General features: G+C 67.5%; 24 protein-coding genes and 2 tRNA genes. 16 read left to right on the forward strand and 10 right to left on the reverse strand.

The features are described from left to right. Positions 1–29 precede the first annotated feature (29 nt). From queG to Q8K49_RS01105, 3 genes are all read right to left on the reverse strand, one after another. A complete protein-coding gene (gene queG, locus Q8K49_RS01095; RefSeq protein ID WP_305303583.1) occupies positions 30–1070 on the reverse strand; it encodes a tRNA epoxyqueuosine(34) reductase QueG in 1041 nt (346 codons plus the stop codon). A 34-nt stretch (positions 1071–1104) separates the two neighbouring features. Next, the gene (locus Q8K49_RS01100) at positions 1105–1791 is read right to left on the reverse strand and encodes a glutathione S-transferase family protein (RefSeq protein ID WP_305303584.1); all 687 of its coding nucleotides are present in this window, start codon (positions 1789–1791) and stop codon (positions 1105–1107) included. 108 nt (positions 1792–1899) lie between these two features. Beyond that, complete coding sequence (locus Q8K49_RS01105; RefSeq protein WP_370867712.1) at positions 1900–2862, reverse strand: cation diffusion facilitator family transporter; 963 nt, start codon at positions 2860–2862, stop codon at positions 1900–1902. A gap of 189 nt (positions 2863–3051) precedes the next feature. Here Q8K49_RS01105 and Q8K49_RS01110 point away from each other — a divergent pair, with 189 nt between their 5' ends. Together Q8K49_RS01110 and Q8K49_RS01115 are read left to right on the forward strand one after the other, a co-directional pair. After that, the gene (locus tag Q8K49_RS01110; RefSeq protein WP_305303585.1) at positions 3052–4179 is read left to right on the forward strand and encodes a citrate/2-methylcitrate synthase; all 1128 of its coding nucleotides are present in this window, start codon (positions 3052–3054) and stop codon (positions 4177–4179) included. 25 nt (positions 4180–4204) lie between these two features. Continuing rightward, the gene (locus tag Q8K49_RS01115) at positions 4205–5065 is read left to right on the forward strand and encodes an undecaprenyl-diphosphate phosphatase (protein WP_305303586.1); all 861 of its coding nucleotides are present in this window, start codon (positions 4205–4207) and stop codon (positions 5063–5065) included. Between the two features lie 262 nt (positions 5066–5327). Here Q8K49_RS01115 and Q8K49_RS01120 read toward each other — a convergent pair whose 3' ends face one another. Then, entirely contained in the window at positions 5328–6299 is a 972-nt protein-coding gene (locus Q8K49_RS01120) for a complex I NDUFA9 subunit family protein (protein ID WP_305303587.1), read from the reverse strand. 175 nt (positions 6300–6474) lie between these two features. On the opposite strand from Q8K49_RS01120, the gene Q8K49_RS01125 reads away from it, so the two are divergent. The 5 genes from Q8K49_RS01125 to lptB all read left to right on the forward strand — a co-directional run bounded on the left by Q8K49_RS01125 (position 6475) and on the right by lptB (position 9302). Then, positions 6475–6561 (forward strand) — tRNA-Leu (locus Q8K49_RS01125). A gap of 162 nt (positions 6562–6723) precedes the next feature. Beyond that, a complete protein-coding gene (locus Q8K49_RS01130) occupies positions 6724–7338 on the forward strand; it encodes a ribonuclease D (RefSeq protein WP_305303588.1) in 615 nt (204 codons plus the stop codon). Next, the gene (gene lptC / locus Q8K49_RS01135) at positions 7338–7994 is read left to right on the forward strand and encodes an LPS export ABC transporter periplasmic protein LptC (protein WP_305303589.1); all 657 of its coding nucleotides are present in this window, start codon (positions 7338–7340) and stop codon (positions 7992–7994) included. The genes Q8K49_RS01130 and lptC overlap by 1 nt, the downstream gene beginning before the upstream one ends. Positions 7995–7996: 2 nt before the next feature. Further along, complete coding sequence (locus Q8K49_RS01140; protein ID WP_305303590.1) at positions 7997–8488, forward strand: LptA/OstA family protein; 492 nt, start codon at positions 7997–7999, stop codon at positions 8486–8488. A gap of 22 nt (positions 8489–8510) precedes the next feature. After that, on the forward strand, positions 8511–9302 hold the full coding sequence (gene lptB / locus Q8K49_RS01145; protein WP_305303591.1) for an LPS export ABC transporter ATP-binding protein: 792 nt from the start codon (positions 8511–8513) through the stop codon (positions 9300–9302). Between the two features lie 128 nt (positions 9303–9430). On the opposite strand, the gene Q8K49_RS01150 is transcribed toward lptB, so the two are convergent. Further along, on the reverse strand, positions 9431–10726 hold the full coding sequence (locus Q8K49_RS01150; protein WP_305303592.1) for a M20/M25/M40 family metallo-hydrolase: 1296 nt from the start codon (positions 10724–10726) through the stop codon (positions 9431–9433). Between the two features lie 133 nt (positions 10727–10859). On the opposite strand from Q8K49_RS01150, the gene rpoN reads away from it, so the two are divergent. The 3 genes from rpoN (at position 10860) to ptsN (ending at position 13832) form a co-directional block, all read left to right on the forward strand. Continuing rightward, on the forward strand, positions 10860–12398 hold the full coding sequence (gene rpoN, locus Q8K49_RS01155; RefSeq protein ID WP_305303593.1) for an RNA polymerase factor sigma-54: 1539 nt from the start codon (positions 10860–10862) through the stop codon (positions 12396–12398). Between the two features lie 225 nt (positions 12399–12623). Then, positions 12624–13289, forward strand: a complete 666-nt coding sequence (hpf, locus tag Q8K49_RS01160) for a ribosome hibernation-promoting factor, HPF/YfiA family (RefSeq protein WP_305303709.1) — start codon at positions 12624–12626, stop codon at positions 13287–13289. 75 nt (positions 13290–13364) lie between these two features. Beyond that, the gene (gene ptsN, locus Q8K49_RS01165) at positions 13365–13832 is read left to right on the forward strand and encodes a PTS IIA-like nitrogen regulatory protein PtsN (RefSeq protein ID WP_305303594.1); all 468 of its coding nucleotides are present in this window, start codon (positions 13365–13367) and stop codon (positions 13830–13832) included. A gap of 287 nt (positions 13833–14119) precedes the next feature. Here ptsN and Q8K49_RS01170 read toward each other — a convergent pair whose 3' ends face one another. The 4 genes from Q8K49_RS01170 to Q8K49_RS01185 all read right to left on the reverse strand — a co-directional run bounded on the left by Q8K49_RS01170 (position 14120) and on the right by Q8K49_RS01185 (position 15760). Beyond that, on the reverse strand, positions 14120–14380 hold the full coding sequence (locus Q8K49_RS01170; protein ID WP_305303595.1) for a DUF1150 family protein: 261 nt from the start codon (positions 14378–14380) through the stop codon (positions 14120–14122). 81 nt (positions 14381–14461) lie between these two features. Next, positions 14462–14884: an Hsp20 family protein gene (locus Q8K49_RS01175; RefSeq protein ID WP_305303596.1), complete on the reverse strand. Its 423-nt coding sequence runs from the start codon at positions 14882–14884 to the stop codon at positions 14462–14464. A gap of 150 nt (positions 14885–15034) precedes the next feature. Then, positions 15035–15110, reverse strand: a tRNA-Ala gene (locus Q8K49_RS01180). Between the two features lie 191 nt (positions 15111–15301). Beyond that, positions 15302–15760 (reverse strand): TIGR02300 family protein, encoded by a 459-nt coding sequence (locus Q8K49_RS01185; RefSeq protein WP_305303597.1) that lies wholly within the window; start codon positions 15758–15760, stop codon positions 15302–15304. 136 nt (positions 15761–15896) lie between these two features. Between Q8K49_RS01185 and aroA the strand changes: the two genes are divergently transcribed. The 6 genes from aroA (at position 15897) to Q8K49_RS01215 (ending at position 20888) form a co-directional block, all read left to right on the forward strand. Continuing rightward, entirely contained in the window at positions 15897–17216 is a 1320-nt protein-coding gene (gene aroA, locus Q8K49_RS01190) for a 3-phosphoshikimate 1-carboxyvinyltransferase (protein ID WP_305303710.1), read from the forward strand. Beyond that, positions 17213–17503 (forward strand): type II toxin-antitoxin system RelE/ParE family toxin, encoded by a 291-nt coding sequence (locus Q8K49_RS01195; protein WP_305303598.1) that lies wholly within the window; start codon positions 17213–17215, stop codon positions 17501–17503. Before aroA ends, Q8K49_RS01195 begins: the two co-directional genes overlap by 4 nt. Then, a complete protein-coding gene (locus Q8K49_RS01200; RefSeq protein ID WP_305303599.1) occupies positions 17503–17784 on the forward strand; it encodes an addiction module antidote protein in 282 nt (93 codons plus the stop codon). Before Q8K49_RS01195 ends, Q8K49_RS01200 begins: the two co-directional genes overlap by 1 nt. A 64-nt stretch (positions 17785–17848) precedes the next feature. Further along, positions 17849–18496: a (d)CMP kinase gene (gene cmk / locus Q8K49_RS01205; protein WP_305303600.1), complete on the forward strand. Its 648-nt coding sequence runs from the start codon at positions 17849–17851 to the stop codon at positions 18494–18496. Between the two features lie 152 nt (positions 18497–18648). Continuing rightward, positions 18649–20358 (forward strand): 30S ribosomal protein S1, encoded by a 1710-nt coding sequence (gene rpsA, locus Q8K49_RS01210; protein ID WP_305303601.1) that lies wholly within the window; start codon positions 18649–18651, stop codon positions 20356–20358. 242 nt (positions 20359–20600) lie between these two features. Next, entirely contained in the window at positions 20601–20888 is a 288-nt protein-coding gene (locus Q8K49_RS01215; protein WP_292026284.1) for an integration host factor subunit beta, read from the forward strand. 57 nt (positions 20889–20945) lie between these two features. Here the strand turns inward: Q8K49_RS01215 and Q8K49_RS01220 are convergent, their stop codons facing one another. Then, on the reverse strand, positions 20946–22088 hold the full coding sequence (locus Q8K49_RS01220) for a GNAT family N-acetyltransferase (protein ID WP_305303602.1): 1143 nt from the start codon (positions 22086–22088) through the stop codon (positions 20946–20948). Positions 22089–22278: the final 190 nt, after the last annotated feature.

Here is a 22278-nt window from a genome sequence, read left to right on the forward strand (position 1 = left end):
CCCCCGAAGTGGGGAGGGAGAACCGCGCTTTATGCCGCCGCTCTTAGCCGCCCCACAGCCCACGCCGCCGCGTCACGCACCACGGCGTCCGGGTCGTCCAGCAATCGTTCAGCGGCGGGGACCAGTCCTGCGTCCCCGCTGTTGCCGATGGCGTACAGAACATTGCGCACGAACCGGTCGCGACCGATCCGCTTGACCGGACTCTTCGCGAACAGGGACCGGAAGGCGGCGTCGTCCAGGGCGACCAGGTCCGCCAGGCGGGGCGAGACCAGGGCCTCGCGCGCCTGCACCCGCGCCTCCTGCGAGGCGGCCGCGAATTTGTTCCATGGACACACGGCCAGACAGTCGTCGCAGCCATAGATGCGGCTGCCGGTCGCCGCCCGGAACTCCTCCGGCCAGGGTCCGGCGAATTCGATGGTCAGATAGGAGAGGCAGCGGCGCGCATCCAGCTGAAAGGGGGCCGGGAAGGCGTTGGTCGGGCAGATGTCCAGACAGGCGGTGCAGGTCCCGCAGTGTTCGCCCTCGGGCGGGTCCGGCTCAAACTCCGCGGCGCTGAGGATGACGCCGAGGAACAGCCAATTGCCGTGGCTGCGGCTCAGCAGATTGGTGTGTTTGCCCTGCCAGCCCAAGCCGGCGCGTTGGGCCAGCGGCTTCTCCATCAGCGGGGCGGTGTCGACGAAGACCTTGACGTCCTGACCCGTGCGGGCGGCGATCTGGCCCGCCAGCATCTTCAGCCGGCCCTTGATAACCTCATGATAGTCATCGCCCCGCGCATACACCGAGATATAGCCGGCTGAACGGTCTTCCATCCCGCGCAGGGGGTCTTGGTCAGGGCCGTAGTTGAGGCCGAGCACCACGGCGGTCCGGGCTCCGTCCCACATGGCGGTGGGGTGAGTGCGGCGCTCCAGCGTCGTCTCCATCCAGCCCATCTCGCCATGCCGCCCCGCCTCGACGAAATGGGCCAGCCGTTCGCCGGCGCTCCACGGCTCGGAAGCCGAGGCGAACCGGCAGACGTCGAAGCCAAGGGCGGCGGCGCTGTGACGGATGATGTCGCGGGGGTCGGCCTGCATGGCCTTCTCTCCCACACCGCCCTCTACGGCGAAATCAGAAATCCAGGTCTGCGTACCAGGCCGATGCGTGGACGCCCGGAAAACGGTCTGCAAGCAAGGGGCGAAAACAGGGGCGCGACTTCAGCTTCATGTACCAGGTCTTGAGACCCGGATACGACGCCCAGGAGATCTCGCCGAAATAGTCCAGCACCGACAGATGGGCCGCGGCGACGATGTCAGCCTGGCTGATGCGACGGCCGGCCAGGGCGTCGCGCTGGGCCAGAAGGCCATCCATCATCGCCAGATGGGACTTCAGCGCGTCGCGCCCGGCGCGCAGGGCGCGGGCCTCGGGCGGGCCGAGGCGGAGCAGGGGCTTTTCCATCCGCTCATGCAGCAGGACGGCGTTGACCTCGTCGGTGAAGCGACGTTCGAACCAGGTGAGCAGCCGGCGCACCTCGGCGCGTTCGGCGGTGTCGGCGGGCAGCAGGAAGGGCTCGGTCGTGCGCTCCTCCAGCCAGCCCAGTATGGCGGCGGGTTCGCACAGGGTCAGGGGGCGTCCGCCGACGTCGGCCATCTGGAGCACGGGCGGCATGCCCGACGGGTTCAGCGTTGCGACCGGACAGCCGTCCTCCCACGGGCGGACGGGGGTTTCGCAGAACCCCATCCGCGCTTCCCCCAGCGCCAACCGCACGGCGCGGGAGCCCGGATCGAAGGCGAAATGGTAGAGGACGCAAGCCGACATGGGGTTGTCTTGCACGCGAGGGCGTTAAGTCCGCGTTAGCTGTCTTTCGCTGGGCCTACCGCGCTTCGCGCTACCTGAGGCGGGTTGTTTGGCCTGCCGCGCCTCGCGCTACCTCAGGCCGTCCTGCCCGCTCTCGACGAACACCCCGGGATAGGATTCTGCGCGGCCGCGGGGGTCGGGGTGGATCAGGATATCCGCGCGCGGAAACGCGGCCAGCAAGCGGTTCTCGGCCTCGACGACAATGGCGTGAGCAGCGTCGAGGGTCAGGGTCGGCTCAAGATCGATATGCATCTGGATCATCGTCACCGCGCCGGCCATCCGTGTGCGCAGCTGGTGCACGCCCGAGATGCGGGGATCGGCCAGGACGGCGGTGGTGATGGCGATGCGGTCTGCATCGGGCACGGCCTTGTCGACCAGATGGTCGGCGGCCGTCTTCAGGACCGCCAGCGCGCCCCAGAACAGCCAGACCGCAACAATCAGGCCCGCCGCGGCGTCCAGGCCGGGGGCGGCCAGGAAGGTTCCGGAGATCACCCCGATCAGGACGACGCCATTGGCCGCCAGGTCGCTGGCGTAGTGGGCGCGGTCGGCCGCGACCGCCATCGAGCCGCTCTTGCGCATGGCGCGGCCCTGCATCCAGACCAGCCAGCCGGTCAGGGCGATCGAAATCAGGATGACCAGAACGCCCCAATACCCCGAGGTGACGGGCCGGGGATCGAAGATGCGCTGAACGGCCTCCCAGCCGATGAAGAGGGCCGAGGCGAAGACCAGTCCGGCCTGGACAAGGGCGGCCAGGGCCTCACCCTTGCCGTGACCGTAACGGTGGTCCTCGTCGGCGGGCGCCGCGGCCCAGCGCACGGCGAAGAAAATTCCCAGTGACGCTACAAGATCAAGGGCGGAATCCGCCAGAGAGGCCAGGATCGACACCGAGCCCGAGGCACCGAGGGCGAAGGCCTTGAGCGCGATCAACACCACGGCGACGGCCACCGAAAGACGGGTTACGGCCCGGGTCGCCGTATGGGCGTCGGCGTGGGCATCGTCAGGGGCGGCGGCAGCGGTGGGGGACGTCATCATCGCCTTGTCGCGGAAAGCCTGCTCCCTGCCAAGGCCAGTCCGATCAGCCTGTTAGCGGGATCGTCACGAAACCGCCCCATGTTGCGAGCCCCATAGGGGCAGGAGCCTGACGCTCCCTGCGGAGGTTGCGACCTGGAACCTGCAGACCCAGCCCGGGAGGCCGTCCGGTGGATCGGACGGGGAGAGGCCTTGGCCCGGCTCGGGGTCAAGACCCAAACCCTCTATGCCTATGTCAGCCGCGGGCGCATCGCTGCCCGACCGGACCCGTCAGACCCGCGCCGCAGCCTCTACGCCGTTCAGGATATCGCCCGTCTGAGCGGCGGGGCGGTCGATGACGACCAGCAGGCTGCCCAGCGGCCCATCCCGCGCGTCGCCAGCCGGGGCGAGGCCGAGGTTTCGTCGTCCCTGTCGGTGATCGCCGGCGGGCGGCTGTTCTATCGCGGACTGGACGCGGCACAGCTGGCCGAGACGGCGACGCTGGAAGATGTGGCCCGTCGTCTGTGGGATGCCCGGTCGACCAATCCCTTCGCCGAAATCCGGCCGCGCGTCGGCGCTGTGCCCGGCGGCTCGATCCGGGCCCGGCTGTTCGCGGCCCTCGCCCGCCGCGCTGAGGAGGACGCGGATCCAAAGACGCGTACGGCCGAAACCCTGCGGCTCGAATGCGCCCGGGTGCTGGACGAGGCGGTGGACGCCGCCGCCGGATCGGGTCCGCGCCTGTTTCTGCATCAGCGGCTGGCGCGTTCCTGGAAGACACCGGATCGTGACGCCCACCTGATTCGCCGCGCGCTCGTGTTGTCGGCGGACAATGAAATGAATGCGGCGGTGTTGGCCACGCGGGCGGCGGCGGACGGAGGCGCGGCCCCTGCGGCGGCGGCCTTCGCCGGCCTGCTGACCTTGACTGGCTCCGATATGATGGCGGAACTGACCCGGGCCTCGGACTGGATCGTCGCGGTGCGGCGTCAGGCGACGGACGCAGCCCGGCGGGCCCATGCGGCCGGCGGACTGGTGGGCTTCGGCAGCGCCGACTATCCGGCCGGCGATCCGCGGGCCGCCGCCTTGCTGAACGCGACAGACCTGCCGCCCGATTTGTCACGGGCGGTGCAGGAGGGCGAGGCGGCGACTGGTCGGCCTGCAAATTTCCGCCTGGCGCTGGCGGTGGTCGCCCGGCGTCTGGAACTGCCGCGCGACGCCGCCGGAGACCTGCTGTTGCTGGGCCGGCTGGCCGGGCTGCTGGGTCATGCGCTGGATCAATCGACGAATGGCTCGCCTATCCGGGCGCGGCTGCGCTATGTGGGACCCGAACCGGGCGCGCATTGACGGCCCATAGTCTTGGGGGGCGTGCGTGGCGGACTGGATTGCGGCGATCATTCTGGGCCTTGTCGAGGGCCTGACCGAATTTATCCCGGTGTCCTCGACAGGACATCTGCTGTTGGCCAAGGAAGCCTTGGGGTTATCCAACACGCCTTGGGACACCTTCATCGTCATGATCCAGCTGGGCGCCATCCTGGCGGTGGTGGCGGTCTATTTCGCCCGACTGTGGAAGGTCTTGCTGGGCCTGCCGGGCAAGGACCCTGCGGCGAGGCGGTTCGCTATTTCCGTATTGCTGGCCTTCTTCCCCTCCGCAGTGCTGGGTTTGCTATTTCACGACTTCATCAAGGACGTGCTGTTCAACACCACCATCGTCTGCGTCATGCTGATCGTCGGCGGCATCGCCCTGATCGTGCTGGAACGCTGGTCGGATGCGGGCACCATGGGTCTGAGGCGCGTGGTCAGGAACGGGGTCGAGACCCTCGAACAGCGCGAACTGACCGAGGACGCGATGAAACTGTCATGGAAGACGGCGCTTGGCGTCGGCCTGTGGCAATGCCTGTCCATCATTCCGGGCGTGTCGCGCAGCGGTGCGACGATCGTCGGCGGCCTGTTGCTGGGCGTCGACAAGAAGGCGGCGGCCGAATTCTCGTTCTTCCTCGCCATCCCGACCATGGTCGGCGCCTTCGCTCTGGATTTCTGGTCGAGCCGCGACCTGATCACGGGCGACGTCGCCGGCCTGATCGCGATCGGCTTCGTAGTGTCCTTCATCAGCGGCCTGTTTGTGGTCCGCTTCCTGGTGGATTTCGTCGGCCGCTATGGCTTCGCCCCGTTCTCGGCGTGGCGCATCCTTGTCGGAATCGTGGGCCTGCTGGCGATCTGGCTGTACGGCTGACTTGGCCGACGCGGCGCCGTTCTGGGCGGCGCGCCGCGGCTGGAAGGTTCATCACAACGGGCACAACGAGGTCACAAAGGACACGACGGGACCGGAGATGCTTCCAAGTTCGTGTCTTCCTCCGCGCGGCCTGGAATTGCGGCGTCCGCCGCATTTATTTGATCGGCGGTGAGTTCGGCTCTTTCGGCCTCTCAGAACCCGTTGTGTCCGTCGTGACCCCGTTGTGTTCGTTGTGGCGAACCAGCCGTCGCCAGCGCAGGGCTCAGGTCGCAGGCGCTTCCGCGAACTGCCCGCCGCGCCGATAGCGCCAGAGATAGGACGAGGCGATGGCTTCGATCCCGGTGGGCTCGATGCCGAGCGCAGCCAGTCCCTCGGCGCCATCGGCGACGACGTTGTCGCTTTCCAGCAGCACGACCTGATCGCGGGTCAACACGGGAGCGATGCCGACCATGGCGGTCAGCTGGGCCATGGAGCCGATGGCGCGTGCCGCGAAGAAAGGCAGGGGAATGAGGCCGAAGCTGCGATAGGTCTCGCGCCGGATCAGTTTAAGAACGTCCTCGAAGGTCATCACCCCGGGTCCGCCGAGTTCGAAGGTGCGGCCGGCTGCCTCGGGGGCGGCGGTGGCGCGGGCGATGGCCTCGGCCACGTCGGCGACATAGACGGGCTGGAATTTCGTCTGGCCGCCGCCGATCAGTGGCAGGGCGGGCGCTATGGAGGCCAAGGCGGCGAACCGGTTCAGGAAGCCGTCGCCGGCTCCGAAGACGATGGACGGACGGATCACCACCGCATCCGGTTTGACCTCGCGCACAGCCATTTCGGCCGCGGCCTTGGACAGGGCGTAGTCCGAGCGGCTTTCCGGGTTTGCGCCGATGGCCGAAACCTGGACCAGACGGCCGACGCCGCCCGCGGCGCAGGCTTCGGCGATGTTGCGCGAGGCCTCGACGTGCAGGGCGTGGAAGGTGCGGCGGCCCGATTCGTACAGGATGCCGACCAGATTGATCGCCGCGCCGGCGCCGCGAAGCGCCGCCTCGACGTCTTCCGGCCGGGTCACATCGCAGCGGACCGACTGGAGCTGGCCCACCTGACCCGAGGTCTGGAGCTTGTATGCCCGGTCAGGACGGCGGCAGGCGATGCGCACCCGCCAGCCGCGCCGGGCCAGCGCCTGCACCACCTGGCTGCCGACGAAACCGGAGCCGCCGAAGACGGTGACCAGGCCGGGGGCGACTTCGTTCATGGCAGGCTCCGAAAGGCGACGGCGCGAGGAAGCGAAACCCTCGACGCGCCGGGGATTAGACGATGGTCGCGGCGCTCGCAACGCAAAGGCCGCAAATCCCTGTTGACCGGCCCCGGACCCTGCCTTAAGGGTCCGCGCCTTCCGGGCGAAACGTGTGCAAGCGCGCAAGGTCTGGGCCCAGGTGGCGGAATTGGTAGACGCGCTGGCTTCAGGTGCCAGTGATAGAAATGTCGTGGAGGTTCGAGTCCTCTCCTGGGCACCAATGTGCAGACGGCGTCGCGCTTCGGTGCGGCGCCGTTTCTGTTTTGGGCGCTCGGGAGTGAAGAGTGCTAGTGAGCGAAGGGGTGAGCGGCTGGCGCAGGCGGCGGATCCCGATCGCTCACCTCTTGCTCACTAGCACTCTTCACTGACACAAGACCCACCCATGACGATCCATTTCCACGAAGGCGACCTGCCCAACGACCTCGATCTCGGTCCCGAGGTCGCCATCGATTCCGAGACCATGGGGCTGCGCTTCCGCCGTGATCCGCTGTGCGTTGTCCAGCTGTCGGCCGGCGACGGCGACGCCCATGTCGTGCGCATGGCCCGGCCCGGCTATGACTGCCCCAACCTGAAGCGGCTGCTGACCGACCCGGCCGTGCTCAAGCTGTTCCACTTCGGCCGTTTCGACATCGGCATGTTCCAGTTGCACCTCGGGGTCGAAACCCGGCCGGTCTATTGCACCAAGATCGCCTCGAAACTGGCCCGCACCTATACCGACCGTCACGGCCTGAAGGACGTGGTGCGTGAACTGGTCGGCATCGATCTGTCCAAGGCCCAGCAGTCCAGCGACTGGGGGGCCGCCGAACTGAGCCTGGCCCAGCTGGAGTACGCCGCCTCCGACGTCCTCTATCTGCACGCCGCCAGGGTTCGGCTGGATGAAATGCTGGCGCGCGAGGGCCGGCTCGAGCTGGCCCGCAAATGTTTCGACTTCCTGCCCACCCGGTCTGCGCTTGATCTGGCGGGCTGGGACGAGATGGACGTCTTCGCGCATAGCTGATGACCGATCCCGACGACAGCCATGCACATCTGGACGAGGCCCGCGTCGCCGCGACGGCCAAGGCCTTTCGCGCCCGCTCGCGGCGGGTGCAGTTGCTGCGCCGGGTTCTGCCGGTGGCGATCATCGTCCTGGCGGGCGGCACGCTGAGCTGGATCGTGCTGCGCAGCGTCATGTCCGACGTGGAGCGCAAGGCCGGGACCAGCCGCGAGATTCGCCTCGATACGCTGAGGTTCCACGGTCAGGACGCGGCAGGCCGCAGTTTCGTCATCGGCGCCAAGGGCGCCGTGCGCGATCCCGACACGGGCCGCTACCGCCTGATCGGCCCCGCGCTGCGGCTGAACCTGGGCGGCCGCAAGGTCACCACCATGACCGCCGACGGCGGGGTCTATGACGAGGCCGGCAAGACCGTGACCATCGGCCCGAACGTGCGGATTTCCGACGGCGGCTCGGGCTTTACGCTGGTCACGCCCGAGGCGGTGGTCAACACAGCGACCGGCATCGTAACCGGAAACAAGGGCGTGCAGGGTTCCGGCCCGCTTGGAACCATCTCCGCTTCGTCCTATGTGATCCATGAACAGGGCGAGCGCATCGAGTTCCGGGGCGCGGGCGACAACAAGGTGCGCGGAACCATGAACCCCGCGAGGTCGAACGGATGAGCATGACCAGAACTCTCGGGATGGCGGCAGTCGCGCTGACGATGCTGGCCCTGCCGGCGACAGGCGGAGCGCAGACGCCGCCCGCGGGCGGCGGCGGAGGTGCGGTCTCCTTCGGCGCCGACGGCGGCGAATACACCTCGACCGGCATCGCCCTGCGCGGCCGGGCCGAAGTGGTGCAGGGACAAAACCGTCTGCGCGCAGATTCGATCAACGGCACGATCGTCAGCGGCGACCTGACCCGGGTCGAGGCGTCGGGCAATGTTTATTTCGTCACCCCTGACCAGACCATCCGCGGAGACCGGGCGGTCTATACCTTTGCCAACGACGAGGTTGTGGTGACCGGGGATGTGATCCTGACCCAGGGTCAGAACGTCCTGACCGGCGGCCGGTTGGTCTACGATACCCGCACAGAGTCGGCCCGCATGGAAGGCGGAGCCGGATCGAGCGGGGGCCGCATCCGGGGCGTCTTCTTTCCCGACAACGGCGGGAACTGAGCCCCCGGGCCCGGACTGAAGCGTGGCGCGCAAGGAACTCTCAGCCCTCAATGTGAACGAGACCCCGGCGTCCCCGGCGGTCGAGCCCGCGCGCATGACGGGCTTGCGGGTCAACAATATCGCCCGCTCGTTCGGTCAGAGGCAGGTGGTGCGCGACGTCTCCCTGCATGTCGAGCGCGGACAGGTCGCGGGCCTGCTGGGTCCTAACGGCGCCGGCAAAACCACCTGTTTCTACATGATCACCGGCCTGATCCCGCCCGATAGCGGCACGATCTGGCTGGACGGCGAGGACATCACGGCCCAGCCGATGTACCAGCGCGCCCGCATGGGCCTCGGCTATCTGGCGCAGGAGGCGTCGATTTTCCGCGGCATGACGGTCGAGCACAACGTCAAGGCCGTGGTCGAACTGCACCACACCGGCCATGCCGCCATCGCCGAGGAGACCAGCCGCCTGCTGGAAGAACTGCGCATCGACCACCTGCGCCACGCCCCGGCCTCGGGCCTGTCGGGCGGCGAGCGGCGGCGCTGCGAGATCGCCCGGGCGTTGGCCGGCAAGCCCAGCTTCATGCTGCTGGACGAACCCTTTGCGGGCATCGACCCCTTGGCCATCGCCGACATCCGCCAGGTGATCCGCTATCTGGCGGGCGAGGGCATCGGCGTGCTGATCACCGACCACAATGTGCGCGAGACGCTGGAGATCATAGATCACGCCTCGATCATCTCGGGCGGCTCGGTGCTGTTCGAGGGCAAGGCCGAGGACGTGATCCGCGACCCCGAAGTGCGGCGGGTCTATCTGGGCGACATGTACGGCTGAGGCCCGAACGGACGAGAGATTGTGATCTCTCGTCATCCCGGACGTCGCGAAGCGGCGATCCGGGACGGCGTGATCAACCACTGCGCCCTCCCGGAAATCGCAGCGCGATTGTCCGGGATGACAAGGCGTCAGTCCGAGCCCAGACTCAGCCGCGAGATCAGCACCGCCGCCCGTTGGGACTGCCGCACCAGACTGTCCAGATCGACCCACTCCCCGTCCGCATGGGCTCCGCCGCCGGATACGCCGAGGCCGCCCAGCGTGTCCACGTCCCCGGCCACAAAGCCGCTGTCGGCGGCGCCGCGGCGGGCGGGGTCGTATTCGGCCATCTCGGGGAGGCCGAGGTCGCGGTTCACGGCGTTCAGCCGGGCCAGCAGGGCGCGGTTGCCCTCGCTGGGGGCCATGGGCGGATAGCCGCCCTCGGCGAAGACCAGTTCCGCCCCGGTGCGCGGCAGGTGATCGGCGACGATGGTCTGCATGCCGGCGCGGATACGCTCGTCCTGTTCGCGGGTCAGGGTGCGCAGGTCGCCGCGGGCGATGGCGGTCGAGGCCACGATATTGGTCTTGCCCGAGGCGGTGACATTGAAGCCCTCGGCGTCGATCGCGGCGGGCGTACCCCCGGCGATGACCCCGACATTATAGGTCAGGTTCGGCTCGGGCAGGTCGCGGCGGAAGCCGTCGAGGATGCGGGCCATCTCATAGATGGCGCCATAGCCGAGCGTATCGTTGAACACGCCACTGGAGTGGCCGGTGCGGCCGGAGGTGGTCAGGGTCCAGTTTGACGAGCTGCGCCGCGCGATCGTGCCGAAATCCGCCTCGCCATCGACGGCCAGGTTCTCGAACTCAAGCGCGAAGGCCGCCGCCCGACCGGCCTCGATCAGGTCACGGCGGGCCACCGCCGCGGGCGATCCGATCCGCTCCTCGTCGCCGGTCAGGAAGACGGTGATGTTGGCGTCGTCCAGCGTCCCCGCCGCCTGCATGGCGCGCAAGGCCGAGATGATGACCACCACCCCGCCCTTGTCGTCGCCGATGCCCGGCCCGACAGCGCGGGCGCCGTCGCGCTCGAAACGCTGGAACGGGTTGTCGGCCTCGAACACCGTGTCGAGGTGGCCGATCAGCAGGATGTTGCGCCCCCGGCCGGCGTGTGTGGCGATGAGATGCCCGGCGCGGCCGGTTTCGATCATGTCGACCCAGCGGACCTCGAAGCCGAGCGGTTCGAGTTCGGCGCGGACCATGTCGCGGACGGCCCGCACGCCCTCGAGGTTCAGGGTGCCGCTGTTCTGGTTCACCATCCGCTCCAGCAGGGCGATGTGGCGGTCATGCTCGTTTACGACGGTTTGCATCATGGTCTGTTCCGTCGGGCTGGATTGCGCCCGGGCCGCGGCGGGCAGGGCCATGAGCAGGAGGGCGGCAAGGATCAGGCGCATCAGGGCTCTCACTCGGGACGGACGATCCTGACAGGGGAGCAAAGCGCGGGCGGCAGGTCCAGCGGTTTAGAACGCCGTTAACCGCTTGGGCCACAAGGTGGCCGCAGCAAGTTTCGGGCCACGCGCCCCGGTAATGATTTGCGGGGGAAATACGTTGCTCGGACAGAGGCTGGAGATACGGCAGGGCCAGGGGCTGGTCATCACGCCCCAGCTGCAGCAGGCGATCAAGCTGCTGCAACTGTCGAACATCGAGCTGGACGCCTTTGTCGAGGCCGAGCTGGAGCGCAATCCGCTGTTGCAGCGCGAGGACGGCGAGCCCGGCGGCGAGGCCGACGCCCCGGCGGCGGCCGAGAGCCATGACGCCGCTGAGATGACCTTTGACGAGGGCAGGGTGCAGGAAGCAGACCGGACGCTCGACGCCCGTTCCGACGACGTCTACGGCGACGCCAGCCCCGGTGAGCGCACCTCGGACCGGATGGAGGATGTCGGCGTGGGCGAGGCCCAGCCCGGTCTCACCGACTGGTCCCGCGCCGGCTCGGGCGGCGGCCTGCCGGACGGCGAGGGGCGCGAACAGCCCGACAGCCGCGAGGCGACCCTGTGGGAACACCTGCAGGCCCAGGCCTCGCAGGCGGGCCTTTCATCCTCCGACCACGCCATAGCCCTGACCCTGATCGACGGCGTGGACGAGGGCGGTTATCTGCGCGGCGAACTGACCGAGATCGCCGACCGGCTGGGCATCGCCCTCGAGCGGGTCGAGGCGGTGCTGGCGGTCTGTCACGGGTTTGAGCCGACGGGCGTCATGGCCCGCTCGGTGCCGGAATGCCTGAAGCTGCAACTGGTCGAGCGCAACCGGTTCGATCCGGCCATGGCCTGTCTGCTCGACAATCTCGACCTGCTGGCCAAACGCGACCTGTCCGGGCTGAGGAGGGCTTGTGGCGTCGACAGCGAGGACATGGCCGAGATGATCGCCGAGCTGAAGGCCCTGACGCCCCGGCCCGGCGCGGGCTTCGGCGGAGAACCAGCCCAGACCGTCATCCCCGACGTGCATGTGCGCGCCGATCCCGCCGGCGGCTGGAAGGTGGAGTTGAACACCGACACCCTGCCCCGGCTGATCATGGACAAGCGCTATCACGGGGTGGTGGCGGCGGGTTCCCGCTCGGCGGTTGAAAAGACCTTCGTCGCCGACTGCGCCGCCCAGGCCAGTTGGCTCGTCAAGTCGCTGGATCAGCGCGCCAGGACCATCCTGAAGGTCTCGTCCGAGATCGTGCGTCAGCAGGACGCCTTTCTGGCCTTCGGGGTCGAGTTCCTGCGGCCGCTGAATCTGAAGACCGTGGCCGACGCCATCGGCATGCATGAATCGACTGTCAGCCGCGTGACCTCGAACAAATACGTCTCGACCCCGCGCGGCGTGTTCGAGCTGAAATTCTTCTTCACAGCCGCGATTCAGTCCTCGGACGGCGGCGCGACCCATTCGGCCGAGGCCGTCCGTCACCGGATCAAGGCCATGATCGACGGCGAGGGCCGCGACGGCGACGTGCTCAGTGACGACCGGATCGTGGAGATCCTCAAGGAGACGGGCATCGACATCGCCCGGCGCACCGTCGCCAAATACCGCGAGGCGTTGCGAATCCCCTCGTCGGTCGAGCGCAAGCGGATGCTGAAGACGGGTTAGGCGTTTGAGGTCTCCCTCCCCCGAAGTGGGGAGGGACGGCGAAGCGCAGCGGAGCCCGGGTGGGGAACGCCAGTCCCGAACAGGCGGCGCCCGGCTTCCCATTCCCCACCCGGTCGCTGCGCGACCACCCTCCCCATGAAGGGGAGGGAGAACGGGCAGGGTAACCTTCACCACATTTCGGTGATCGACGTTGACACCATTCCCATTCGGTCGCGTTCTATTGCCATGCAAATCCAAGTCAGCGGTAAGCACGTGGATGTCGGCGACGCGTTAGGCTCGCGCATCTCCCAAGAACTCGAAGACGGGATCGGCAAATATTTCGAACGAGGGGCGCAGGACGCTGAAGTCGTGGTGTCCAAGGACGGCCATGGCTTCAAGGTGGACTGCTGGGTTCGCCTCGCGTCCGGGGAGGCTATCGTCACCAGCGGCCTGGGCGGCGACGCTCACGGCGCCTTCTCCGACTCGCTCGAGAAGCTCGAAAAACGGGTCCGGCGTTACAAGCGCCGGCTCAAGAACCACCATGCCGGCCCGCGCGGCCTCTCGCCCGAGAAGACCGAGAACGCGGCCCGCGAATTGGCTTCCAGCATGGTGCTGCGCGATCCCGACAGCGTCGACGACGAGGCTTTCGGTGACGCCGGGGCCCTCGACGAAGCGCCGCCGGTGGGCATGGTTATCGCCGAGACCGAGCACGAGATTCGAACCCTGACCGTCGGCCGGGCGGTGCTTGAACTGGATATGACCGGCTATCCGGTCGTGCTGTTCAGGAACGCTGCCCACGGCGGTCTTTCGGTGGTCTATCGCCGCCCGGACGGCAATATCGGCTGGATCGATCCCGAGCGAACGGTGAAGTCGATCAACGGACACGGTTCGGTAAACGGTAGCGGCGTATAGTCTTCCCCAATCGAGGCGGGTGGTCTAAAGGGCCCCCGCCCATTCGGGATGTATGGGCAGAGTCGGGAACTCCTCATGGACATTGGTGAATTGCTGGCGGACGGCGGCGTCGTCCTGCGCAGCGGCGCCTCGTCAAAGCGTCAGGCCTTGCACACAGTGGCTGAAGCCGCCGCGCAGGCCCTTGGTATGCCGGAAAGCCGCATCATGGAGGCCTTGCTCGAGCGCGAGGCCTTGGGCTCGACCGGCCTCGGCTCGGGCGTTGCGGTCCCGCACGCCCGGCTCGAGGGTATCGCCCGGGTAACGGCGGTGTTCGTCCGGCTTGAAACTCCGGTCGCCTATGGCGCGGTCGACGACCGCCCCGTGGACCTGCTGTTCGCCCTGTTCGCTCCGCCGCGAGACGGCGCCGAGCATCTGCGCGCCCTGGCCGCGATTTCGCGGGCCCTGCGCTCGCCGGAGATGCGCGAACAGCTGCGTCAGGCCCGCACCGCCGACGCGATCCGCGCCCTGTTCGTGCGCGACAGCCTCCCGGCCACAGCTGCCTGATCAGAGACCTCTGGCGGCGACCGCCGGATGGTTCATCACAAAGGGCACAAAGAATTCACAAAGGACACGACGGGACCGGAGATGTGTCCCTGTCGGCGGCTTCTTCTGCTGGTCGCATGATCGCGGCGTACGCCGCATTCACCCATCGACGCCTCGGCGTCGATCAGGGTGTCTCCCCCGCACCGAGGGCTGGCCCCGCCATCTTCGAAGACTCTTCGTGTTCTTCGTGGATCCTTTGTGCCCTTCGTGATGAACCATCTCCCGTCGGGCAGGATCGTACAGGGCGGCTAGTGAACCGAGACCGGCTCCAGCTCATGGGCCACCGCGGCGGCGAAGGCGGCTTCGCGGTCCATCATCACGGCCAGACGCTCGCCGTCCGCGCCATGGACGGCGTACAGGGTGGCTTCGGGATCGATCGACAGGCCCTTCGCGGCCGTCACGGCGACATCGGCCAGCACATCAGAGGCGCGGATCTCGCGCACATAGACCAGGTCCGGCGCGCCCAGCCCCCTGAAGTCTTCCTTGGTCATGATCGTGGTGGGCGTCATCGAGACCGCTTCCTTGTACTGAGCTAACGCCCGGAACGGGCTTTGGGGTCCGGCCCCGAAGGCTGGGACCGAAACAGCCGATCAGCCTGCCGTGATGGGAATTCGCCGGACCGCGGGCAGGTCTTCCGGTCGGCTCATATCGACGTGCAACAGTCCGTGCTCGAGTTGGGCTGCATCGACGTCCAGCCCATCGGCGAGGACGAAGCTGCGCACGAACCCACGCCCGGCGATGCCGCGATGCAGAAAGGCCTGATCGGCCTGGTCGGGAATCGGCTCGCGCTTGCCGGCGATGGTCAGCTGGCGGCCTTCCAGGGTGATCACCAAATCATCGGGGCCAAAGCCGGCGACGGCCAGGGAGATGCGCACCGAATGCTCGCCCCGCTGTTCGACGTTATAAGGCGGATAGCTGTCCGCCGCGGCGCGGGCGGCCCGGTCGATCAGGGCCCGCGTGTGGTCGAAGCCCAGCAGGAACGGGCTGTCGAACAGGATGGTGCGCGTCGTCATCGTCTCTCGCCCCCGAAGCAGGCCTTGGACCGTCTGCGCCCCCCGTGATCGGCGAGGCGTCGGCCAGCACCCTAGATGGGGCGGGATTGCGGAGAGATCAACGGGAGCCGGATGGGACGAAGGCCCCGCGGTTTCCCGCGGGGCCTTCGATGGTGGAGCTTAGCGGAGTCGAACCGCTGACCTCTTGCATGCCATGCAAGCGCTCTACCAGCTGAGCTAAAGCCCCGAACCTCAGGCGTGTGGCCTGTCGGTCGGATCACGTGGGGGCCGGGAGGCCCTGCGGCGAGGCGGCGGAACCTATGTCAGGCCCTGATCGCGATCAAGCCCGGTTCAGGGATTTATTTTGAGCGCGATCAGAAGGCTCCGACTTCTCGACCCGACGCGCTCTGGATGGAGGCGTCGGGTCGAAAAATCCGCCTATTCGTCTTCCTTGGGCGTGATGATTTCGTCCTCGAAGCCATCGTCGTCCTCGTCCTCGATGAAGGGGACGGAATCGTCGTCGTCGTCGGCCAGGACGTCGTCGTCCTCGGTCGCCTCGCCCATGCCGGACTCTTCGGTCGGGTCGACGGGGGCGTCGTCGTCGTCGTCCGGGGTCAGGATGGGCTCGTGGCCTTCCTGATCGATCTCGGGCGTCGCGACCGCTTCTTCTTCCTCGTCCTCGTCGCCGTCGGCCTTCTTGTCCTTGACCTGATCCTCATCGGCGTCGTCGGCGGCATAGCTGGCCGGACGGCCGCGGCGGTTGCGCAGCTTCAGCGCCTCCTCAGGATCGAAGTCGGTCGCGCATTTGGGGCAGTGGGCGGGGCGACGGCCCAGGTCGTAGAATTTGGCCTGGCAGTTCGGGCAGACCTGCTTCTGGCCCAGTTCGGGTTTGGCCACGGTTGAAGACCTTTGGCGGGAGTGGGGAAATGGGGCGGCTCCCTTGCCACCCCCTGACGCCGCTGTCAAAAGCCATCTCCGCGCGCGCCCTCGAACTCTGGGCTCGCTGAGCCTTTCCGGAGACCGCCGGGTGTCGATTCCCGCCCATCTGACCGCCCGCCGCAGCCCCGCGCTGGCCGGTCGGATGCGGGCTCCGGGCGACAAGTCGATCTCCCACCGCGCCCTTATCCTTGGGGCCATGGCGACCGGCGTCACGGATATCGAGGGCCTGCTGGAGGGCGACGACATCCTCGCCACGGCCCGCGCGGTCGAGGCCTTCGGGGCGACGGTCGAACGACTGGGCGAGGGCCGCTGGCGGGTGACCGGTCAAGGCGGGTTCCAGCAGCCGGCCGGGACCATCGACTGCGGCAACGCCGGCACCGGCGTGCGGCTGCTGATGGGAGCGGCGGCGGGGTATCCGATCACCGTGACCTTCGACGGCGACGCTTCGCTCAGGAAGCGGCCGATGAAGCGGGTGACCGGGCCTCTGGCTGACATGGGCGCCCGGTTCGACTGGCAGGGCGTCGAGGACCGGTTGCCGGTCGCGGTCGCCGGCGGCGACCTGTCGGCCATCGACTATGTCCAGACCGTCGCCTCGGCCCAGATCAAGTCGGCGATCCTGCTGGCCGGGATCAATGCAGACGGCGTCACGACGGTGGCGGAGGCCGAGCCCAGCCGCGACCACACCGAACGCATGCTGAGGGCCTTCGGCGTCGAGGTCGGCGTCCTGCCGATCGACGGCGGCTGGCGCGTCAGCCTCAAGGGCGGCCAGACGCTGACGGGAACCGCCGTGGCCGTGCCCGGCGACCCGTCCTCCGCCGCCTTTCCGCTGGCAGCGGGGCTGATCGTCCCGGGGTCCGAGGTCACGGTCCAGGGCGTGATGCTGAACCCGCTGCGCACCGGCCTGTTCGAGACATGGCGCGAGATGGGGGCGGACCTGACCGTTTCGAACCGCCGCATGGCCGGGGGCGAGGAGATCGGCGACGTCTCCGCCCGGCATTCGAAGCTGAAGGGTGTGATCGTTCCGCCGGACCGCGCCGCTTCGATGATCGACGAATATCCGGTGCTGGCCGCCACCGCCGCCTTCGCCGACGGGGCCACGGTGATGCGGGGCATCGGCGAGATGCGGGTCAAGGAGAGCGACCGCATCGCCCTGATGGCGATGGGGCTGACATCTTGCGGCGTCCGGGTCGAGGAAGAGCCGACGGGTTTCACCGTCTTCGGCGGGTCGGTCCGTGGCGGGGCGGCCGTGCCCACCCACGGCGATCACCGCATCGCCATGAGCCATCTGGTGCTGGGTCTGGCGGCGGTGGAGGCGGTCACCGTGGACGAGCCGGGGATGATTGCCACAAGCTTTCCGGGGTTCGTGGAGCTGATGCGCGGGCTGGGGGCAGAGATCGCATGGGGTGAGCGATGATCGAAGTCCGCCGCACACAGGCGTTCACAGATTGGATGGACGGTCTACGCGACATACGTGCTCGCGCCATCATCGGCCGCCGCCTCAATCGTATGTCGCGCGGCTCTTTCGGCGACGTCAAACCCGTCGGCTCAGGGGTGAGCGAGGTGCGGATCGATCATGGCCCCGGCTACCGCCTCTACTTCGTTCAACGAGGCACAACGGTCGTCATTCTGCTAAGCGGAGGCGACAAGTCGAGCCAGAAGCGTGATATCGTCCGCGCCCGTGAACTTGCGGAGGATGTTTGATGCCCCTGAAGACCTTTCCGTTAGACGCAGCAGACTATCTCGATTGCGATGAGGCCGTTGAGGCCTTCCTTCAGGACGCGCTGGACTCGAACGAACCCATCGAGATCGCTGATGCTTTGGTCGTCATCGCGCGAGCCAAGGGGCTCGTGGCCGTGGCCGAAGCGGCTGGCCTGACGAGGGATATGCCGGCTACGCCGCCGCCAACCTGGCCGACGCTTCTGAAGGTCATCAGCGGACTTGGGCTCAAGCTTACGCCAGTAACGGTCAAGTCCGCCGCGTGATGTCTCCCACTATCTCCGCAGAACACCTCGACACACCGGAAGCGGCCGCAGAGAAACCCGCCGCGTGACGTCCTTCATCATCGCCGTCGACGGACCCGCCGCCTCGGGCAAGGGCACCATCGCCGCCCGGCTGGCGCGGACCTTTGGCCTGCCGTTCCTCGACACCGGGCTGCTCTACCGCGCCGTGGGATTGGGTGTGCTGGACGCGGGTGGATCGCTGGACGACGAAGCTGCCGCCGAAGCCGTGGCGCGCGCCTTGAAGGCCGAAAACCTCAGCGACACCGAGCGCCTGACCAGTGGCGACGCCGGCGAGGCGGCCAGCCGGGTCGCGGGCTATCCGGGCGTGCGGGCCGCCCTGCTGGATTTCCAGCGCGCCTTCGCCGCCCAGCCCGGCGGGGCGGTGCTGGACGGGCGCGACATCGGCACCGTCATCGCCCCGGACGCCCCGGCCAAGCTGTTCGTGACGGCGACGCCTGAGGTCCGCGCTCTGCGCCGCTGGAAGCAGTTGGCCGGCCGCGGCGACGCCATCGCCTATGAAGAGATGCTGGCCGACATTGTCCGCCGCGACGAGCGCGATGCGGGCCGGGGCGCGGCTCCGATGGTGCAGGCCGACGACGCCGTCTTGCTGGATACGACCGATATGGATATAGAGACCGCCTTCGATGCGGCCCGCCGTATCGTCGAGGCGGCGCGTGTCCGGCACGGTCTTTAGGGGCCCCAAGGCAAATCCAGCGCGTCATCCTCGGCTTCCGCGGGCGTTCTGGCTCATTCGCCTCGCATCCCGACGACCTGATCTCACGTTTCACTCACCTCGCGCGGGGCCCTTCGGTCGCGCGCCATAACCGTTAGAAACCCAACAACTGCATGACTGACACCCAAAGCTTCTCCCCCTCGCGCGACGACTTCGCCGCGCTGCTCGACGAAACCCTTCAGGGCCGTGACCTCGGCGAAGGCCAGGTCGTTCACGGCCGCGTCGTCGGCATCGAGAAAGACATCCTGATCATCGACGTCGGTCTGAAGACCGAAGGCCGCATCCCGGCCCGCGAGTTCGGCATCGGCGAAGGCGCCGTGATCCCCAAGCTCGGCGATAATGTCGAAGTCTACCTCGAGCGCGTCGAAAACGCCCTGGGTGAAGCCGTCATCAGCCGCGACAAGGCGCGTCGCGAAGAAGCCTGGACCCGTCTGGAAGTCGTGTTCGCCGAAGGCCAGCCGGTCAACGGCGCCATTGTCGGCCGCGTCAAGGGCGGCTTCACCGTCGATCTGGGCGGCGCTTCGGCCTTCCTGCCGGGCTCGCAGGTCGACATCCGCCCCGTGCGCGACGTCGGCCCGCTGATGGGCAAGGAACAGCCCTTCGCCATTCTGAAAATGGACCGTCCGCGGGGCAACATCGTCGTCTCGCGTCGCGCCATTCTGGAAGAAGCCCGCGCCGAACAGCGCACCGAACTGGTCGGCCAGCTGCTGGAAGGCGAAGTCCGCGAAGGCGTGGTCAAGAACATCACCGACTACGGCGCGTTCGTGGATCTGGGTGGCATCGACGGCCTGCTGCATGTCACCGACATGAGCTGGAAGCGCGTCTCGCACCCCTCGCAAGTCCTCGCGGTCGGCGACACCGTCAAGGTCCAGATCGTCAAGATCAACCCGGACACCCAGCGCATCAGCCTCGGCATGAAGCAGCTGCAGACCGATCCGTGGGACGGCGTTGAAGCCAAATATCCGGTCGGCGCCAAGATGACCGGCCGCATCACCAACATCACCGACTACGGCGCGTTTGTTGAGCTGGAAGCCGGCGTTGAAGGTCTGGTCCACGTCTCGGAAATGAGCTGGACCAAGAAGAACGTTCACCCTGGCAAGATCGTCTCGACCTCGCAGGAAGTCGACGTGGTCGTGCTGGATGTCGACGCCTCCAAGCGCCGCATCTCGCTCGGCCTCAAACAGGCCCAGGACAATCCGTGGGACGCCTTCGTCGCCGCCAATCCGATCGGCGCGACGGTCGAGGGCGAGGTCAAGAACGCCACCGAGTTTGGCCTGTTTATCGGCCTGGACAATGACATCGACGGCATGGTCCATCTGTCGGACCTGGACTGGAACGTCTCGGGCGAGGAAGCCATCCAGCGCTACCGCAAGGGCGAAACGGTCAAGGCCAAGGTTCTCGACGTCGATGTCGAGAAGGAACGCGTCTCGCTGGGCATCAAGCAGCTGGGTGGCGATCCCATCGAAGGCGACACCTTCAAGAAGGGCCAGCAGGTCACCGTCACCGTGACGTCGATCGAAACCGGCGGCATCGAGGTCAAGTTCGGTGAAGACGACGCGCCGGCGACCGCCTTCATCCGCAAGTCCGACCTGTCGCGCGACCGCAACGACCAGCGCACCGAGCGCTATTCGGTTGGCGACCGCGTCGACGCCATGGTCACCGGCATCGACAAGGCCTCGCGCCGTGTCTCGGTGTCGATCAAGGCCCTGGAAATGAAGGACGAAACCGCGGCGATCGAACAGTTCGGCTCGTCCGACTCGGGCGCTTCGCTGGGCGACATCCTGGGCGCGGCCATGCGTGAGAAGGCGGCGTCGAAGGACTAGTTTCCTTCATCCGTCGAAATGGACAGGCGGCCGGAGCAATCCGGCCGCCTTTTTCGTGGCCCAGGCCCGTACCGCATTGACGGTATTCCCCCCGCTTGCCCTCATTAACCGACATTTCGGCGCTGAATCCGTCACGGGGCCTTTTTCCCCCGGCAGGTGAAGGCTAGGGTGGGGTTGCATCCTGCGCTCGGATGCACCCGTATGCGTCCTGGGGAAGCGCGCAACTGGACGGGGGCCTGCTGATGATAAAATCCGAGCTGATCGAGAAGCTCGCAGCCGAGAACACTCACCTGACCCACGCCGAGGTCGAGCGGGTGGTCAATATCGTCCTGGGCCGGATGGTGGATTCGCTCGGCGACGGCGGTCGTGTCGAGCTGCGCGGCTTCGGGGCCTTTTCAGTGCGGGGTCGTCCGGCGCGGGCGGGCCGCAATCCCCGGACCGGCGAGACGGTCGATGTGCCGGCCAAGGCGGTGCCCTTCTTCAAGAGCGGCAAGGAACTGCGAGAGCGGCTGAACGCCGGGGACGCCTGACGCCCCCATGGGGATGGCCGCCGGGTTCAAGGACTTCATCTCGCGCGGCAAACTTTTTCACGCCCGGCCGCCGCCATGTGACACTCCGCCGGCGCGGAAGGTTGCGCTGGCTCTGGCCGGCACAGGCCTCAGGCACATGGCGTAGTCGCCGTCGTAGGGGGTCGGCGACCACAGCGTCGGATCGGGACCGCCCGGCGCGAACCGCACATGGCAATGTCCCCAGCCGCCCTCGCGCCGCGTGCCCCGGACGTGGTCGCCCAGTCTTTCCAGCATATGAGGGCTGACCATCTGGAGGCGCAGCTTGGCCGCGCCCATCTGTCCCACGGCGCCCCTCAGGGCTTTCATCAGGGCCGGAATGGCCTCTGCCTCGCCAGCCAGGGCCTCAAGGTCCAGGATCTCCAGAACCGGCGGCTCCAGTATGTTGGACTTGGCCACCATGGCCGTGGCGTAGCCGGTGATCTCGCGCCCCCGGTTGAAGGCGAGCACCAGCGGGGGATCGGTCAGGTCCGGGTCGGCCAGCCGCCAGCGGAGGACCTCGGGACTCCGGTCGGCCAGCAGGCGGCCTTCGGCGCGCAGGGCCGCCCAGAATTCCGCATATCTCGATTGATCCCGAAAATCGCTCAGCACCGATACCCCCGGCGGCAAGGCCAGGCGGGGCTTTTCGGACAGACGGTTGTTCAGCAGTCGCTCGCCCCAGCGCGACACGATGTCGGGCGCCAGCCGATGGGCCGCCCGGTAAAACCGGCCGCAGGCCAGAGTCACGGGATTGATAATCCAGCTCAGTTTCAGCGCGTGGGTCGGCTCGGGCCAGGGATCCATGCCGTGACGGGCGTACAGGGGCTGGGATTTGCGATTCGCGTTGAAGACCCAGGCGGCGAACATGCCCGGTTGGCTGGCGAAGGCGCCGAGCATCTCTCCGCTGGCCCCGCGAACCGGCGGGGTCACGATGATCGAGAAACCCGTCGCGCCATTCAGCGGCTGATCGTTCAGCCAATATCGCTGGATCAGATTGCCGACATGTCCCGCCGGTTGGCCATCCGGGCCGTCGACGACCCACCCCGCGGGCGCGCCCGCGCGGACCCGCGCCGGATTGGCGTGCAGCCATCGCCAGCCGGCCAGCGACCTCTCGGGCCAGCCCACATGGCGGTGCAAAGCCTGGAGGGCTGGAAAGTCGGCTTCGGATATGGGTCGACAGGTCATGGCGAGCGAGCGTCTCGATATGGAGCGAAGGGATCCCATGAAGGGTTCGCTGCATCAGCCGGGCCATTCAGACACAAAGACGTAACGTTCTGGTTCAGGTTTGACTCCCGGATGATTTGGAACAAAGAGTGAACAATCTGATATCCGGACTTTCATGAACCCCGCTCCCCCTCCCTCTTCTGACCCTTGG

It is taken from the genome of Brevundimonas sp., from assembly GCF_030682035.1.
Taxonomy (GTDB): Bacteria; Pseudomonadota; Alphaproteobacteria; order Caulobacterales; family Caulobacteraceae; genus Brevundimonas.

Coding starts and splice junctions, on each gene's coding strand:
- lptC (WP_305303589.1), top strand. CDS start 7,338: ATGACCGATCCCGACGACAGCCATGCACATCTGGACGAGGCCCGCGTC.
- Q8K49_RS01220 (WP_305303602.1), bottom strand. CDS start 22,088: ATGACCTGTCGACCCATATCCGAAGCCGACTTTCCAGCCCTCCAGGCT.
- Q8K49_RS01150 (WP_305303592.1), bottom strand. CDS start 10,726: ATGCGCCTGATCCTTGCCGCCCTCCTGCTCATGGCCCTGCCCGCCGCG.
- Q8K49_RS01215 (WP_292026284.1), top strand. CDS start 20,601: ATGATAAAATCCGAGCTGATCGAGAAGCTCGCAGCCGAGAACACTCAC.
- Q8K49_RS01195 (WP_305303598.1), top strand. CDS start 17,213: ATGATCGAAGTCCGCCGCACACAGGCGTTCACAGATTGGATGGACGGT.
- Q8K49_RS01140 (WP_305303590.1), top strand. CDS start 7,997: ATGACCAGAACTCTCGGGATGGCGGCAGTCGCGCTGACGATGCTGGCC.
- Q8K49_RS01200 (WP_305303599.1), top strand. CDS start 17,503: ATGCCCCTGAAGACCTTTCCGTTAGACGCAGCAGACTATCTCGATTGC.
- Q8K49_RS01100 (WP_305303584.1), bottom strand. CDS start 1,791: ATGTCGGCTTGCGTCCTCTACCATTTCGCCTTCGATCCGGGCTCCCGC.
- hpf (WP_305303709.1), top strand. CDS start 12,624: ATGCAAATCCAAGTCAGCGGTAAGCACGTGGATGTCGGCGACGCGTTA.
- Q8K49_RS01105 (WP_370867712.1), bottom strand. CDS start 2,862: ATGATGACGTCCCCCACCGCTGCCGCCGCCCCTGACGATGCCCACGCC.
- Q8K49_RS01120 (WP_305303587.1), bottom strand. CDS start 6,299: ATGAACGAAGTCGCCCCCGGCCTGGTCACCGTCTTCGGCGGCTCCGGT.
- queG (WP_305303583.1), bottom strand. CDS start 1,070: ATGCAGGCCGACCCCCGCGACATCATCCGTCACAGCGCCGCCGCCCTT.
- Q8K49_RS01130 (WP_305303588.1), top strand. CDS start 6,724: ATGACGATCCATTTCCACGAAGGCGACCTGCCCAACGACCTCGATCTC.
- rpsA (WP_305303601.1), top strand. CDS start 18,649: ATGACTGACACCCAAAGCTTCTCCCCCTCGCGCGACGACTTCGCCGCG.
- Q8K49_RS01175 (WP_305303596.1), bottom strand. CDS start 14,884: ATGACGACGCGCACCATCCTGTTCGACAGCCCGTTCCTGCTGGGCTTC.
- ptsN (WP_305303594.1), top strand. CDS start 13,365: ATGGACATTGGTGAATTGCTGGCGGACGGCGGCGTCGTCCTGCGCAGC.
- Q8K49_RS01170 (WP_305303595.1), bottom strand. CDS start 14,380: ATGACGCCCACCACGATCATGACCAAGGAAGACTTCAGGGGGCTGGGC.
- rpoN (WP_305303593.1), top strand. CDS start 10,860: ATGATTTGCGGGGGAAATACGTTGCTCGGACAGAGGCTGGAGATACGG.